The organism is Leuconostoc carnosum (assembly GCF_014207505.1).
In the GTDB taxonomy this organism is placed as follows: Bacteria; Bacillota; Bacilli; order Lactobacillales; family Lactobacillaceae; genus Leuconostoc; species Leuconostoc carnosum.
This window is the reverse complement of record NZ_JACHGL010000003.1, coordinates 94,683-109,175: the sequence shown is the minus strand read 5'-3', so window position 1 is coordinate 109,175 and position 14,493 is coordinate 94,683. Positions and strand designations below refer to the sequence as shown.

At 38.2% G+C, this 14,493-nt stretch carries 16 protein-coding genes; 15 read left to right on the top strand and 1 reads right to left on the bottom strand.

The annotated features are described in order from the left end of the window. The first annotated feature begins 4 nt into the window (after nucleotides 1-4). From HNQ98_RS04175 to HNQ98_RS04150, 6 genes are all read left to right on the top strand, one after another. On the top strand, nucleotides 5-1,225 hold the full coding sequence (locus tag HNQ98_RS04175) for an ATP-binding protein (protein ID WP_014973825.1): 1,221 nt from the start codon (nucleotides 5-7) through the stop codon (nucleotides 1,223-1,225). 201 nt (nucleotides 1,226-1,426) lie between these two features. After that, nucleotides 1,427-2,443, top strand: a complete 1,017-nt coding sequence (tsaD, locus tag HNQ98_RS04170; protein ID WP_014973826.1) for a tRNA (adenosine(37)-N6)-threonylcarbamoyltransferase complex transferase subunit TsaD — start codon at nucleotides 1,427-1,429, stop codon at nucleotides 2,441-2,443. 130 nt (nucleotides 2,444-2,573) lie between these two features. Further along, nucleotides 2,574-3,224 carry a redox-sensing transcriptional repressor Rex gene (locus HNQ98_RS04165; protein ID WP_014973827.1) on the top strand — a complete coding sequence of 217 codons (651 nt, stop codon included), beginning with the start codon at nucleotides 2,574-2,576 and terminating at the stop codon, nucleotides 3,222-3,224. 2 nt (nucleotides 3,225-3,226) lie between these two features. Continuing rightward, nucleotides 3,227-4,264, top strand: a complete 1,038-nt coding sequence (locus tag HNQ98_RS04160) for a lipid II:glycine glycyltransferase FemX (RefSeq protein ID WP_014973828.1) — start codon at nucleotides 3,227-3,229, stop codon at nucleotides 4,262-4,264. Between the two features lie 66 nt (nucleotides 4,265-4,330). Continuing rightward, on the top strand, nucleotides 4,331-4,753 hold the full coding sequence (locus HNQ98_RS04155) for a GtrA family protein (protein WP_014973829.1): 423 nt from the start codon (nucleotides 4,331-4,333) through the stop codon (nucleotides 4,751-4,753). Continuing rightward, the gene (locus HNQ98_RS04150; RefSeq protein WP_014973830.1) at nucleotides 4,750-5,568 is read left to right on the top strand and encodes an HAD-IIB family hydrolase; all 819 of its coding nucleotides are present in this window, start codon (nucleotides 4,750-4,752) and stop codon (nucleotides 5,566-5,568) included. Before HNQ98_RS04155 ends, HNQ98_RS04150 begins: the two co-directional genes overlap by 4 nt. Nucleotides 5,569-5,605: 37 nt before the next feature. Here the strand turns inward: HNQ98_RS04150 and HNQ98_RS04145 are convergent, their stop codons facing one another. Further along, a complete protein-coding gene (locus HNQ98_RS04145; RefSeq protein WP_135198025.1) occupies nucleotides 5,606-6,088 on the bottom strand; it encodes an FUSC family protein in 483 nt (160 codons plus the stop codon). 133 nt (nucleotides 6,089-6,221) lie between these two features. Between HNQ98_RS04145 and HNQ98_RS04140 the strand changes: the two genes are divergently transcribed. The 9 genes from HNQ98_RS04140 (at nucleotide 6,222) to groL (ending at nucleotide 14,447) form a co-directional block, all read left to right on the top strand. Continuing rightward, on the top strand, nucleotides 6,222-6,962 hold the full coding sequence (locus HNQ98_RS04140) for a nitroreductase family protein (RefSeq protein WP_041773185.1): 741 nt from the start codon (nucleotides 6,222-6,224) through the stop codon (nucleotides 6,960-6,962). An 86-nt stretch (nucleotides 6,963-7,048) separates the two neighbouring features. Beyond that, entirely contained in the window at nucleotides 7,049-8,029 is a 981-nt protein-coding gene (locus HNQ98_RS04135; protein WP_014973833.1) for a type I phosphomannose isomerase catalytic subunit, read from the top strand. Between the two features lie 191 nt (nucleotides 8,030-8,220). Next, nucleotides 8,221-9,171, top strand: a complete 951-nt coding sequence (locus HNQ98_RS04130; protein WP_014973834.1) for a mannose/fructose/sorbose PTS transporter subunit IIA — start codon at nucleotides 8,221-8,223, stop codon at nucleotides 9,169-9,171. A 35-nt stretch (nucleotides 9,172-9,206) separates the two neighbouring features. After that, on the top strand, nucleotides 9,207-10,019 hold the full coding sequence (locus HNQ98_RS04125) for a PTS mannose/fructose/sorbose transporter subunit IIC (RefSeq protein ID WP_014973835.1): 813 nt from the start codon (nucleotides 9,207-9,209) through the stop codon (nucleotides 10,017-10,019). Nucleotides 10,020-10,033: 14 nt separating this feature from the next. Next, nucleotides 10,034-10,945, top strand: coding sequence for a PTS system mannose/fructose/sorbose family transporter subunit IID (locus HNQ98_RS04120; protein ID WP_014973836.1), 912 nt, complete (start codon nucleotides 10,034-10,036; stop codon nucleotides 10,943-10,945). A 115-nt stretch (nucleotides 10,946-11,060) separates the two neighbouring features. Continuing rightward, nucleotides 11,061-11,435 carry a DUF956 family protein gene (locus tag HNQ98_RS04115; protein WP_014973837.1) on the top strand — a complete coding sequence of 125 codons (375 nt, stop codon included), beginning with the start codon at nucleotides 11,061-11,063 and terminating at the stop codon, nucleotides 11,433-11,435. After that, complete coding sequence (locus HNQ98_RS04110) at nucleotides 11,435-12,268, top strand: YitT family protein (RefSeq protein ID WP_014973838.1); 834 nt, start codon at nucleotides 11,435-11,437, stop codon at nucleotides 12,266-12,268. Before HNQ98_RS04115 ends, HNQ98_RS04110 begins: the two co-directional genes overlap by 1 nt. A gap of 177 nt (nucleotides 12,269-12,445) precedes the next feature. After that, on the top strand, nucleotides 12,446-12,730 hold the full coding sequence (gene groES, locus HNQ98_RS04105) for a co-chaperone GroES (RefSeq protein ID WP_014973839.1): 285 nt from the start codon (nucleotides 12,446-12,448) through the stop codon (nucleotides 12,728-12,730). A 97-nt stretch (nucleotides 12,731-12,827) separates the two neighbouring features. After that, nucleotides 12,828-14,447 carry a chaperonin GroEL gene (groL, locus tag HNQ98_RS04100; protein ID WP_184284955.1) on the top strand — a complete coding sequence of 540 codons (1,620 nt, stop codon included), beginning with the start codon at nucleotides 12,828-12,830 and terminating at the stop codon, nucleotides 14,445-14,447. The last annotated feature ends 46 nt before the right edge of the window (nucleotides 14,448-14,493 follow it).

Here is a 14,493-nt window from a genome sequence, read left to right as displayed (position 1 = left end):
TGTTATGACCAGCCAATTTATTCGTGGTTTTGCTGAAGATCAACAAAAACAAGAAGCATTATCAATTGATCCCAACATATTGTTATCACATCATTTAATGATTATTGGTGCCACAGGTAGTGGGAAATCAACATCGCTTTTGTCACTGATTAGCGCCATGCAAACTCTCAAACAAACAAATGTTGTTTTTGATGCAACAGGTGAATTTAGTGATATTCCTAACGCTGTACACTATAAACTTGGCGAAAATGCTAATTTAGATTTTGCTAATTTAACAGTTTCAGAAGTGGCTAGCTTACTTAATATTCACACGCCAATGTTGATCGAAAAACTTGCTCAAGCAATCGAATCACTTAAAATACAGAAAAATATTGTTAAAGAAACCGGCATTCTGAATAAAGTCAATAAAAGTATTAAGACGTTTGACAATGAGCGACGACAACTCAGAAGTTATGCGACAGACTATGATGCATTGTTGATTACTGAACAAATTATTCAAGAATTTAGTGTGCCGTATAGTGATGCGCAAGCCGACTATCAATTGTTGGGACAAGAATTAGATACATTGGCAATTCGTCAGTTGTGGTCAGAAATTTTAAATGTAAAAAATGTGCTTAATGCGCCAGATTTTAAACGTCTTTTTAATCTTCATCAATCTCGGTTATTGTCAGCTCACTTAACGACTCAAACTGATTTGTTTTATGTGCTCAAATTATTTTCTGAAAAAGATAGCCAAAATAAGACACTAGTTATTGATGTGAGTGCCATTCCTGCTGATAGTGCCACGAGTCGGCTCATATTATCAATTTTATTAAAGCAATTAATCACTTTACGCACGACTAGTCAACAACGGCTGCCAATTACAATTTATCTTGATGAGGCGCATCGGTACATGCCGGAGGCGTATCAGTCGCTCACTGACTCTGGTATTTTTAAAGTCCTGAGAGAGGGCAGAAAATATGGTATTTATGCTGTCGTTTCAACACAATCACCGTTAGATATACCAGCACAATTGAGAGGCCAATTTGGGAGTTTGTTAGTACACCAGTTAAATGATAGTGAAGAGCTGACGGCTTTGATCAGTAATCATAAGTTTAATCAAGCACGTGTACGTGATTTAGAGATCGGTGCTGGCTTCTTGAAGTTATTTAATCATGAGCCTGTGGCAGTAAATATTAGTGCGTCACATATAAAACATGAAACGCAATCACCAAGATTTCGTTAGGATTATTTTTTTGACAGCTTGAGTTTGGATTTCACTGTAGTCACGAGAACAAATTCGCACCAGTTTGGTATGCATCGTTCAAAGTAAAAGCCACAAAGCTAATTGTTAATTAAAAGAGATTACAGTATTTTAAAAACGTATTTTTCTAATGGAAGGAGCATGTGATAACGATTGCGAGTCGTTTAATCACATATTTATAAAATGACCAAAATTATATCCTTTGAATCAAGTGCAGATGAGACGAGCGTTGCTATCGTTGAAGACGGACACATTGTATTGAGCAATTCAGTTGCCACACAAATCAATTCACATCAACGTTTTGGTGGGATTGTACCAGAAGTTGCGAGTCGCCACCATATTGAATGGATTACACGCGTCTTAGATGATGCGCTATCATTAGCAGAGACGAAACCCGAAGATTTGGATGCTGTCGCTGTAACTTATGGCCCTGGATTAGTTGGTTCACTGTTAGTTGGGTTAATGGGGGCTAAAACTTTTGCATTGGCTCATAATCTGCCCATTATACCTGTCAACCATTTAGCTGGACATATTGCAGCAGCTAACTTCAATGCACCCATCATTTATCCGGCACTCGCCTTGATGGTTTCTGGTGGACACACTGAATTGGTGCTCATGCGTGAAGAAAATCATTTTGAAGTGCTTGGTGAAACGCGTGACGATGCTGCAGGAGAAAGTTTCGATAAAGTCGGTCGATTATTAAAATTACCTTACCCAGCAGGTAAAACAATTGATGACATGGCGCATAGAGGTCAAGCAACAATTAAATTTCCAACTGCTATGGCACATGAAGATAATTATGATTTTAGTTTTTCAGGCTTGAAAAGTGCGGTAATAAATTATGTGCATCACGCTGACCAAAAAGGTGACACCATCAATCAAGATGACTTAGCAACAAGTTTTCAAAATGCTGTTGTCGATGCTTTAATTGGCCGGACACGTCGCGCATTACAAAATTTTCCAGTTAGAAGTTTTGTTTTGGCTGGTGGTGTTGCAGCAAATAGTCAGCTACGAGATGAATTAAAGATACTATTAGAAGATTTTTCACAAACAGCATTTATTCCAGTACCGTTACAATATACAGGTGATAATGGGGCAATGATTGGCGCTGCAGGTTATTGGAATTTCAAGCAAAATATTTTTGCTGATTTAGACTTGAATACAGACCCAGGACTAGATTTTGAATTATTAAAACCATGACAAGATTGTGAATTTATCACTATCTTTTGTCAATGTACGTAGTTATATGATATAATAGTTATGCAAAAGTTCACAAAGTGAACTGATAAAATGACTTAACCTATGTAAAATTCATCTATTGGAGAATATCATGACACCACAACCTAAAATTCCTCGTGCTACGGCAAAGCGTTTGCCGATTTATTTTCGTTATTTAACTTTTTTGCATGATGCTGGCACAAATCGTATTTCGTCATCAGAACTTAGTGATGCAATTAAATTCGATGCAGCAACTATTCGTCGCGATTTTTCATATTTTGGTGCGTTGGGTAAACGCGGCTATGGCTATGATGTTAAAGCCTTGCTTGATTTTTTTGCCAATGTGTTAGATCAAGATAGTTTGATTAATGTCGCTTTAATTGGTGCTGGTAACTTGGGACAAGCACTACTGAACTTTAATTTCCATCAATCATCAAATATGCGTATATCGGCAGCGTTCGATGTTGATGAATCACGCGCTGGCACGATTTTATCTGGTGTACCTATTTATGATATGTCAGATTTGAAAGAACAAATCACAGCACAACGGATTAACATCGCTATCCTGACAGTACCACAAGGTGTGGCACAGGAAATTACAGACCAGCTGATAGATGCAGGAATTAAAGGGATTTTGAACTTTACACCACTACGTGTCACAGTGCCATCTGATGTACGTGTGCAAAACGTTGATTTGACCAATGAATTACAAACATTAGTTTATTTCATTGATAATTATGGTTCAATTACGACAGGATTATAAAAATGGCTGTTTTAGATTTAAATGACAAACAAAAAGTAATCGCATATCAGAAATTTGTTCGTGAGGATCCACGCGGTCAAGTAACCCAAGATCCTCTGTGGGGTGATTTGAAAGCTAATTGGGGACATGTTTATGTCTACCATGAAACAGATGGTCAGATTGATGCTGTGCTGACTGTTCTAACTGTTGAAGCAGTTCCAGGCAAACTATTAGGCTACGCTGGACGTGGCCCAATTGCTGATATCAATGATATTGGATTAATTAAAGCAATGATCCATGAAGCATTAGCGGCATTGCCAGATAATGTTTTTCTTATTCGTTTAGACCCAGAAGTGGCTTATAGCGATGGGTTAAATGAGGCATACAAGTCTGCTGGGTTTGTCACACGTAACCGTGATGTTGAACATATGCATGGTAATATTCAACCACGTAAAAATATTGTATTATATTATGATGGTCGTGGCGAAGGTGCTTCCCCGATTAACACTGAAGATGAGCTTATGCTACATTTTAAGCGCGATTATCGTAATCAAATTCGTCGTGCTGCTAAAGATGGGGTGACGGTAACGAATGGCGATAGTGAAGCTGATGTGCGTGCTTTCTTTGAAACATATGTTTTAATGGCAGCAGCGCAACATATTACGCATCGCCCGATTGATTACTTTTTACAGATGCAACAATTATGGCAAGGAACTGGCCTATTTAAAGTTTTCTTAGCTCATTTTGAAGGGCAAGTCATTGCGAGTGGTATTGGTTTTAGTTATGGTGACGAGATTTGGTATATGTATGCTGGTTCAAATCGTGACTATGCCAAGCATTATGCACCTTACGCTGTACAATGGGAAATGCTAAAGTGGGGTCTGTCACTTGGTAAAGTTGAGTACGATTTCGGGGGCGTGGGAGACTTTGTACCTGAGGATGGTCTGTATAAATTTAAACACGGCTTTGCATATCATGACCCACATGCCGAATATATTGGTGAATTAGATTGGGTTATTGATGAAGCAGGGTACCAAGAGTATTTGAAACAATTTAGTTGATAAGCCGCCAAGTGGCGGCTTTCTTATTTAAATTATGATATAATTGGTAAATTAATCGGAGTAATAATGTTAAAATTAAAATCTTTGTGGACAAAATATGAGTCTGTTTGGTTGTATATTATATTTGGTGTTTTGACGACAATTGTCAATATCATTGTTTTTTTTGTGTTATATAACTTATTACATACAAGCCATACAATTGCCTATGTGGTTGCGTGGTTCTGGGCAGTATTATTTGCTTATTTAACGAATCGGGTATGGGTTTTTCACTCAAATAATAGTTCAGCATTGGCTATTATAAGAGAGATTTGGCAATTTTATCTTGCACGTCTATTAACAGGTATTATTGGCTATTTTATTTTGAGCTTTGGTGTCGATCTGTTACAACAAGATGCCAATATTTGGAATATCATACAAAATATATTTGTAATCGTATCTAATTTTGTATTGAGTAAATTGCTTATTTTTAAAAAAAGGAGTCATGAATGACAATTAAACTAATTGCCTCCGATATGGACGGCACATTTTTGACGGAAAATGATATCTATAGTCAGGGTCGATTTGAGCGTATTTTAGATAACCTACGGACAAGGGAGATTCGATTTGTAGCAGCCTCTGGACGACAAGTTAAAAATTTACAGGAGTTGTTCTTGCCAACAATTGATAAAGGCTATGAAATGGATTTTGTTGGCTCAAATGGGGCAATGGTTGCCACACTTCAAGAGCAGCTATATTCAGTTCATTTGTCGTTTGATCAGTTGCAAAAAGTAATTGATTGGAATGCTAGGAATCCTGAGTCAGCTGAAAATATTATTATTATGACAGGTGAAGAAGCAACATATGTTTCTAACCATGCCACCGGTCCTGTAGCTGAAATGGTTTTTCAGTTTTATCCAAATGTTAAACAAGTTGAAAAGTTGATGTTAGTGGATGATCGTATTCTAGAAGTGACTTTTGTGTGGCCAAATAATGAGGTGCAACAACATGTTGCTGCACTACGTGAGGTTTTTGGTGCTGAATTGCATGCTACGGGTTCTGGATTTGGCTCAGTTGATGTCTTAGGTAAAGGCGTTGATAAGGCAACTGGTTTACAAGTATTACAAGATTATTATGATGTGTTAGATGATGAGGTCATGACTTTTGGAGACAATAGTAATGATTTAGAAATGTTAAAAAAATACAAAAATGGTTTCGTGATGCCAAATGCTGAGGATTTTATGCTGGCTGCAATTCCTAATAAAGCATTAAATACGAATGTGAATGATGGTGTACTCGAAACGATTGAAATGTATTTGGGCATTTAAATTCATAATTAGATCAAAAAAAAATAAGACGTTAGTCTTATTTTTTTTGATCTGGTGAGGCAAAACGATTGACGCTGATAGCAACCAAAACACCAATAAATGTGTCAACAATTCGATCAATAACATATAATACGGTAGCTCCAGCGGGGATGTTAAGCGATATCATGAGTAGTGCAGCTAGTGCACCAATGACACCACTGTTAAAATTAAAACCATCCAAGAAAACAATTGCGATAATAACGAGTAGAGGCAATAATAGGATAGATACCCAAGCTGCATTATGTGTATGGACATGAACTAAGAAATATAACAGTGCCAAAAGGCCGCCAACGGTGTTCGAGATTAACCGAATTTTCGCAAAACTTAGTGTTTTATCCCAACTTTCACGTAACGCAAAAACGGAAGCTAGGGCTGCAACGAAAGGAGGACGCTTTAAAAAGTAGAAAGCTGTAATGATAATCATGACAGCTAACCCGGTCTTTAACGTGCGTAATCCCACACGAAATTTCCCAAATTGCATAAAACCCTCCTTAATATTCTTATTAGTTTATCATAAATATATGGTAAAATCTATGTATATTAGATTAAAGGAATGTGCAGAAATAAATGTCAAAGCGATATTTAGATATTTTAGTGCACAGGTGCGGGATATGATATCAAATTCAACGATCGATTTATTAAAGCAACATATGTCCATCCGTGCATTCACAGATGAACCAGTATCAGACGAAATGGTTGAAACTATTTTTACAGCTGCTTATGCTGGACCAAATTTTAGTAACTTGCAGCCAGTGACGTTTATTGAAATCACGGATCAACAATTTAAAGCTGATATTAGTGCACAGGTTGGTATGTCTTATATTGAAACAGCCACACGATTTTTCGTTGTTACTGTTGATTTTAACAAAGATTTAATTGGACTCGATGATGAAACACGTCGTCAAGCTGAAGCAAGACTATCTAATTATTCAATGCTAGAGGGTGGTGTGGTTTCTGCTGGTGTGGCATTGGCTCGTGCGCAAGTCGCAGCTGAGTCATTAGGATTAGGTTGCGTGACGATGGCTGGTGCGGTCGGTTCTTTTGAATTATATGAGGAACGATTACACTTACCAAAATTTGTTAAGGCTGTTATGGGATTTTCTGTTGGTTATCCGGCACAAAATCCAGGCATTAAGCCTAAACTATCATTGCCAGGTATTTTGATGACAGATAAGTATGATCAAAAGCAAATGGAACAAGCGGTGAAAACCTATGATGACGTCATGGTTAAATACTATGATAAACGGGGTGCAGATAATTCTTGGATTCGTAATAATGCTAAAGTATTAACACGCCAAGAGAATTTAACACCATTATCAAATTATCCAGTAAGAAAAGGGTTTAATTTAAGATAAGCCCTTTTCTTTTTTGTGGTAAAATGAAAGCGCATACATAATTTATTGAAAAGTAATGTATGAGTAACTAAAGGAGAAATAGCATCATGACTATTTTAATGTTAAAACCTGAATTACATCATAAAATTTGGGGTGGCACACAATTAAAACAATTTAACTATCAACTAGATTCTGACCACGTTGGGGAGGCGTGGGTGATTGCTGCACATCAAAACGGTGTGTCCACAATTACTAATGGCTCTTACCAAGGGCAAACACTATCTCAGTTGTGGCAAGAACACCCAGAATTATTTGGGGGTCACGATGCAGATGAAAAATTTCCTTTGCTAGTTAAAATACTAGATGCTAATGAGAATTTATCAATTCAGGTTCATCCTAATGACAAACAGTCGTCGGAAAATTTCGGTAAAACTGAGAGTTGGTATATCTTGGATGCCAAGCCGGGTGCGCAACTTTATTATGGACATCATGCCCAAGATGCTAAGGAACTGACTGAATTAGTTGACCAGCGCGATTGGGACAAACTATTACGTACATTGCCCGTGAAACGTGGTGATTTCTTCTACGTCCCAGCAGGGACATTCCACGCCCTAGGTTCTGGTATTTTAGCCTTAGAAATACAGCAGAGTTCAGATACGACGTATCGTTTTTATGATTTTGATCGTTTAGATAAAAAAACAAATCAGCCGCGTCCGTTACAAATTGAAGAAGCGCTTGCTGTTACAAAAGTGCCACATGTCGATCCAATTTTAAATCAACGCACGCGAATTCAAGATAATACAATTATAACGCGCTTACTCACGTCACCAAAATTTACAATTGACCGCCTGTCTATCCGTGGTGAAAGTCATTTCAACCAGCACCATAAGTATGAATTGTTCAATGTCATTGATGGTGATCTGAGTTTGACTGATGGTCAAGCAACTTATCAATTGAAAAAAGGTGATAATTTTATTATGTTAAAAGACACTGGTAACTACATGATAACAGGTGATGGTGAAATCATTGTTAGCTTTGTAACGCCAAAAAGTTATCAAAAACAAGAACTCGCTTACCTAGATAACTAAAAATATGACGTCGTTTTCAGAAAAAGTCATATGCTTTTTGTTCAATAATGAAAGCGTTTACTTTTATATGAAAACAGTGTATACTAATATTTGGAAAGAGATAATTTGGAAATTGTCTTGTAAGCGTTTACATTTTGGTGTTAATTAGCTATAATCAATAAGTAAACAATTTATTGAAAAGGAGATTATCGATGGTTAATCTTATTGTTGCCAGTCATGGTGACTTCGCCAAGGGCATTTTGATGTCAGGTTCAATGATTTTTGGAGAACAAGAAAACGTTGAAGTTGTCACATTCCAGCCTACCGAAGGACCCGATGATTTGGATAAGCATTATCAGGAAGCATTGGCAAAATTTGGTAATGATGATGATACATTATTTCTAGTTGATCTTTGGGGTGGCTCACCGTTTAATCGCGCTAGCTTGATTCAACAGCAGAATCCTGAACATACAGCTATTATCGCGGGGTTGAACTTGCCGATGCTGATTGAGGCTTATGGTGGACGGCTTGGTATGAATACTGCAGCGGACTTAGCTAAGTATTTAGTGCCAGTTGCTAAAGATGGTGTGAAGTCAATTCCTGAAGCTGAAGAAGCTGCGTCTAAAGCAGTTAAACCAGGTGCTTCAACAGCTGGGTTAAAGGCAGGTCATATTAATATTAAGTTGGCCCGCTTGGACACTCGTTTGTTGCATGGCCAAGTGGCCACTGCTTGGACGCCTGATTCAAAGGCAAATCGTATTATCGTAGTTTCTGATGCAGTTGCTCACGATGAGCTACGTAAAAACTTAATTCAACAAGCGGCACCAAATGGTGTCAGAGCTAACATTGTTCCAATTAGTAAAATGATTGAAGTAGCAAAAGATGATCGCTTCGGTAGTGTGGATGCCTTCTTATTATTTGAAACAGTTGGGGATGTCTTGGCTGTAGTTAAGGGTGGTGTACCAATTAAGTCATTAAACGTTGGTTCCATGGCACATTCAGAAGGTAAGACGATGGTTAATCGTGTGCTTTCAATGGATAAAGCTGATGTTGCTGCATTCGAAGAGTTACGCGATTTAGGTGTCACATTTGATGTACGTAAAGTACCTAGTGACAATAAGGCTAACTTGTTTGAATTAATCAAGAAAGCTAATGTTCGTTAATCTTGTAGAACATTTATATGAAAGGTGTTTAAACTATGTCTATAATTGCAATAGTTTTAGTCGTAATCATTGCATTCTTTGCTGGTATGGAGGGTATTTTAGATCAGTTTCAAATCCACCAACCATTGGTTTCGGCAACATTGATTGGGATGGCTACTGGCCATTTGACCGCAGGAATTATGCTAGGTGGGTCATTACAAATGATTGCGCTTGGTTGGGCTAACATCGGTGCGGCTGTCGCACCAGATATCGCGTTAGCTTCGGTAGCTTCGGCTATTATCATGGTTAAGAGTGATAACTTTACGTCAACAGGTATTGGTGTTGCCGTTGCTTCAGCTATTCCATTAGCTGTTGCCGGTTTGTTTTTAACAATGATTGTTCGTACAATCGCTGTTGGGTTGACCCATGGTGCCGATGCTGCTGCTAAAGAGGGTAAGTATCAAACAATTGAACGTTTGCACTTGTTTGGCTTACTGCTACAAGGTTTACGTATTGCGATTCCTGCAGGCTTGTTGATTGCGATTCCTGCAGCGGCTGTTCAATCAGCATTAGGTGCTATGCCTGATTGGTTGACTGGTGGTATGACCATTGGTGGTGGTATGGTTGTTGCAGTTGGATATGCAATGGTTATTAACATGATGGCAACGCGTGAAGTATGGCCTTTCTTCGCCATTGGTTTTGCTCTAGCAGCTGTTAGTGAATTAACATTAATTGCGTTAGGTGCTATCGGTCTTGCACTTGCTTTGATTTACATTAATCTATCAAAGATGGGTGGCAATAGCGGTGGTGGTGGTTCAAATGGTGGCGACTCGGGTGATCCGGTCGGTAGCATTTTGAACCAGTATTAGGAAGGGGCAATATGATGGCTGAAAAAGTTGAACTTACACGTAATGATCGCTTGTCTGTCGCATGGCGTTCTCAATTCCTACAAGGTTCGTGGAACTATGAACGTATGCAAAACATTGGTTGGGCCTATTCTTTAATCCCAGCTATTAAAAAATTATATACAACAAAAGAAGATCGCGCCTCTGCTTTAAAGCGCCACTTGGAATTCTTTAATACACATCCTTATGTGGCTTCACCTATTATTGGTGTGACGTTGGCTTTGGAAGAAGAACGTGCCAATGGTGCCGCAATTGATGATACTGCCATTCAAGGTGTTAAGATTGGTATGATGGGTCCATTGGCTGGTATTGGTGATCCAGTCTTCTGGTTCACTGTTCGTCCCATTCTTGGTGCCTTGGGAGCCTCATTAGCGCTATCTGGCAATATCTTAGGACCAGTTTTGTTCTTTGTTTTGTGGAACTTAATTCGTATGTCATTTATCTGGTATACGCAAGAATTTGGTTACCGTGCCGGATCTGCTATCACGCAAGATCTTTCAGGTGGTTTATTGAAAGATATCACCAAAGGTGCGTCAATTCTTGGTATGTTTATCTTAGCAGTCCTAGTTGAGCGTTGGGTTTCAATTAAGTTTGCCGTTGAATTACCGGCTAAAAGGTTAGCCGAAGGCGCTTATATTAAGTTTCCTAATGGCTCAGTGACTGGTGGTAAATTACAACAAATTTTAGGTGACCAAGCTTCTGGATTGTCTTTGACAAGAATGGAACCTAATACATTGCAAGCTAACTTAGACAGTTTGATTCCTGGTTTAATGGGATTGTTGCTGACATTCTTGGCTATGTGGTTGCTTAAGAAAAATGTATCACCTATTGTAATGATTATTGGTATCTTTATTTTTGGAATTCTTATGCGTGTGCTACACATTATGTAATATAATAATTATATGGGAAAAAAGCGCCCGTCTGAATAGACGAGCGCCTTTGTACATAGAAAACAACATACTCATTTCTGCCATTAAGTGATGAGTGAAAGGTGGGGAGTAAGGTATGGTACAATCACTTAATAGCAGTGTTGAATTAACAACCCAAGGTATTTCATTTTTGGGAATTGGCGCTCGATATGGTAAATTTCTGATTGGCGATAAGGCATTTGAATTTTTTAATGATAATAATGTGTCTGATTACATTCAAATTCCTTGGGCAAATGTTAATATTGTTTATGTTAACGTTTCAAATAAAAAAATAGGTCGTCGTTTTCGTGTTGTGACAGATCGAGGTAATTTTGATTTTTCTGCCAAAGCAGCAGGAAAAATCTTAAAAACTATGCGTGAACATATCGGGGATGATAAAATCTTGAGAAATCCAACAATTTGGCAACGTGTCAAAGCAATTTTTTCTAAGAAACGAAAGATGGGTAGTTAATGAAGTATTTACAAAGGCATCAAGTTTTACGTTATTTGACCATCGTTGCAGCCCTGGAATTAGTAGCGGTAAGTATTAACTTCTTTTATGCACCAGCTAAAGTAGCTGCAGGTGGCGCAACAGGATTGGCAATTTTAACCAATCAATTATTTGGCTTTGATCGTGCAATTGTTGTTTTAGTTGTGAATGTCTTGATGATTATTTTGGCAGCTGTTTTTTTGGATCGTGGGACGACAGCACGCATCGCTTTTGGTAGTTTCGTGTTACCTATACTATTAAAAATAACACCAAGTGGCCAAGTATTAACTGATCGCACATTTGCAGTCTTAGTGGGGGGGACAATTTTTGCCGTTGGTTTAGCTTTACTATATCGCGTTGATGCCTCGAGTGGTGGTACGGCAGTACCACCAATGATTTTAAAAAAATATTTTCGAATTGCACCGGCATTTTCGTTACTTGTCATTGACACTGTTGTCTCATTGGGAAACATAGCGACTGGCGGCATTGAACCACTTTTGTTGGCCTTATTCTCATTAATGATTACAGCTGTTATTATGAATTATATTGAGACAGGGTTAGATCGACGCAAAATGGTGTATATCACAAGTAATAACAATATTGAGGGCATTAAAAACTATCTTTCTCATAATGAAACGAGTTTTACTTCGCTAGATGTGCGGGGTGGATATACTGGTGATGGTCGTGAAATGCTGATGGTTATTTTAGACAATCAAGATTACAATCACCTTTTACGTGGGGTGCATTTAGTTGATCCGCAAGCCTTTATGATAGCTTATGATATTAGTGAGGCTCATGGTGGTACCTTTATTTAATTGAATATAAAAGCACGAGTAAATCTTCAATTATCAGTAAGATTCGCGAGCAAATGACGCATTGCAGGTGCGTCTTTTTTTATTGACAATAAAAGGTAAAGTGATATACTTAAAGGTGTAGTTAGCACTCAATATAAAAGAGTGCTAAAATCAAAATCAAATCGGAGGTATTGTCTCATGTTGAAGCCATTAGGTGATCGTGTGATTATTGAAGTAACAGAAGCTGCGGAACAAACAGTTGGTGGTATTGTGTTAGCAAGTAATGCTAAGGACAAGCCTGTAACAGGTAAAGTTGTTGCTGTGGGCACAGGTTACGTGTTAAATGATGGTAAAATCCGTGAACTATCAATTGAAGTTGGTGATGAAGTTTTGTTTGATAAGTATGCAGGTCAAGAAGTATCATTTGAAGGAACTGATTATTTAGCGCTTCATGAAAAAGATGTTGTAGCAGTGGTTGAATAAATAATTAATCAATTTTGTGTTTTAAAAAGAATGATAGATGAATATTAATTATCTATCATGATATAAAAATTAAGCATACTAAAGAGGTATTTTACAAATGGCTAAGGAATTAAAGTTTTCAGAAGATGCACGTTCAAAGATGAAGGCAGGTGTCGATAAATTAGCTGACACAGTTAAGACAACGATTGGTCCTAAGGGGCGTAATGTTGTTTTGGAACAATCTTATGGTGCACCAACAATTACTAATGATGGTGTGACAATTGCTAAGGCAATTGAATTAGAAGATCATTTTGAAAATATGGGGGCAAAGTTAGTAGCTGAAGTTGCTTCAAAGACTAATGATATTGCTGGTGATGGAACGACAACGGCTACGGTTTTGGCACAAGCTATTGTTTCAGAAGGCTTGAAGAATGTGACTGCCGGTGCTAACCCAGTTGGTATTCGTACAGGAATTGAAAAAGCAACGGCTGCTGCTGTAGCTAAGTTGCATGAACTATCACATACAGTAAATACCAAGGCTGAAATCGCTCAAATTGCTTCTATTTCTGCTGCTAATGAAGAAGTTGGTCAATTGATTGCTGAGGCAATGGACAAAGTTGGTAATGATGGTGTGATTACCATTGAAGAGTCAAAGGGTATTGAAACAACGTTGGATGTTGTTGAGGGTATGCAATTCGATCGTGGTTATATGTCACAATACATGGTGACTGATAATGACAAGATGGAAGCTAACTTGGACAATCCTTACATTTTGATTACTGATAAGAAGATTGGTAACATTCAAGATATTTTACCTGTTTTGCAAAGCGTTGTTGAACAAGGTCGTGCATTGTTGATTATCGCTGATGACATTACTGGTGAGGCTTTGCCAACATTAGTTTTGAACAAAATGCGTGGTACATTTAATGTTGTTGCTGTTAAGGCACCAGGGTTTGGTGACCGTCGTAAAGCACAATTAGAAGACATTGCTATTTTGACAGGTGGTACAGTAATTACCGAAGACCTTGGTTTGAATTTGAAGGATGTTACAATTGAACAGCTTGGCCAAGCTTCAAAGGTTAACATTACAAAAGATAACACAACTATTGTTGAGGGTTCTGGCGACAAAGGTGCTGTTACTGCACGTGTTGATACAATTAAGCAACAAATTGCTGAAACAACTTCTGACTTTGATCGTGAAAAGTTGCAAGAACGTTTGGCTAAGTTGGCCGGTGGTGTGGCTGTCGTTAATGTTGGTGCTGCAACTGAAACTGAGTTAAAGGAACGCAAGTATCGTATTGAAGACGCCTTGAATGCCACACGTGCTGCTGTTGAAGAAGGTTTCGTTTCTGGTGGTGGTACGGCATTGGTTAATGTTATTTCAACTGTTGAAGCCTTGTCAGAAACAGGTGACGTACAAACAGGTATCAATACTGTCATTAAAGCCTTAGAATCACCTGTTCGTCAAATCGCTGAAAATGCTGGTTTGGAAGGTTCTGTGATTGTTAACAAGTTGAAGGAACAAGAAGTAGGTGTTGGGTACAATGTTGCCACGGGTGAATGGGTAGATATGATTGCTGCTGGTATTGTTGACCCAACAAAGGTCACACGTTCAGCGCTTCAAAATGCTGCTTCAGTTTCAGCTTTGTTACTAACAACAGAAGCTGTAGTTGCAGAATTGCCTAAGGACGAAGCTGCGCCAGCTATGCCACAAGGTGGTATGCCAGGTATGATGTAAGCAGAATTAAAATAATTAATATCGTGTTTCAAAAAACCTCAATCCG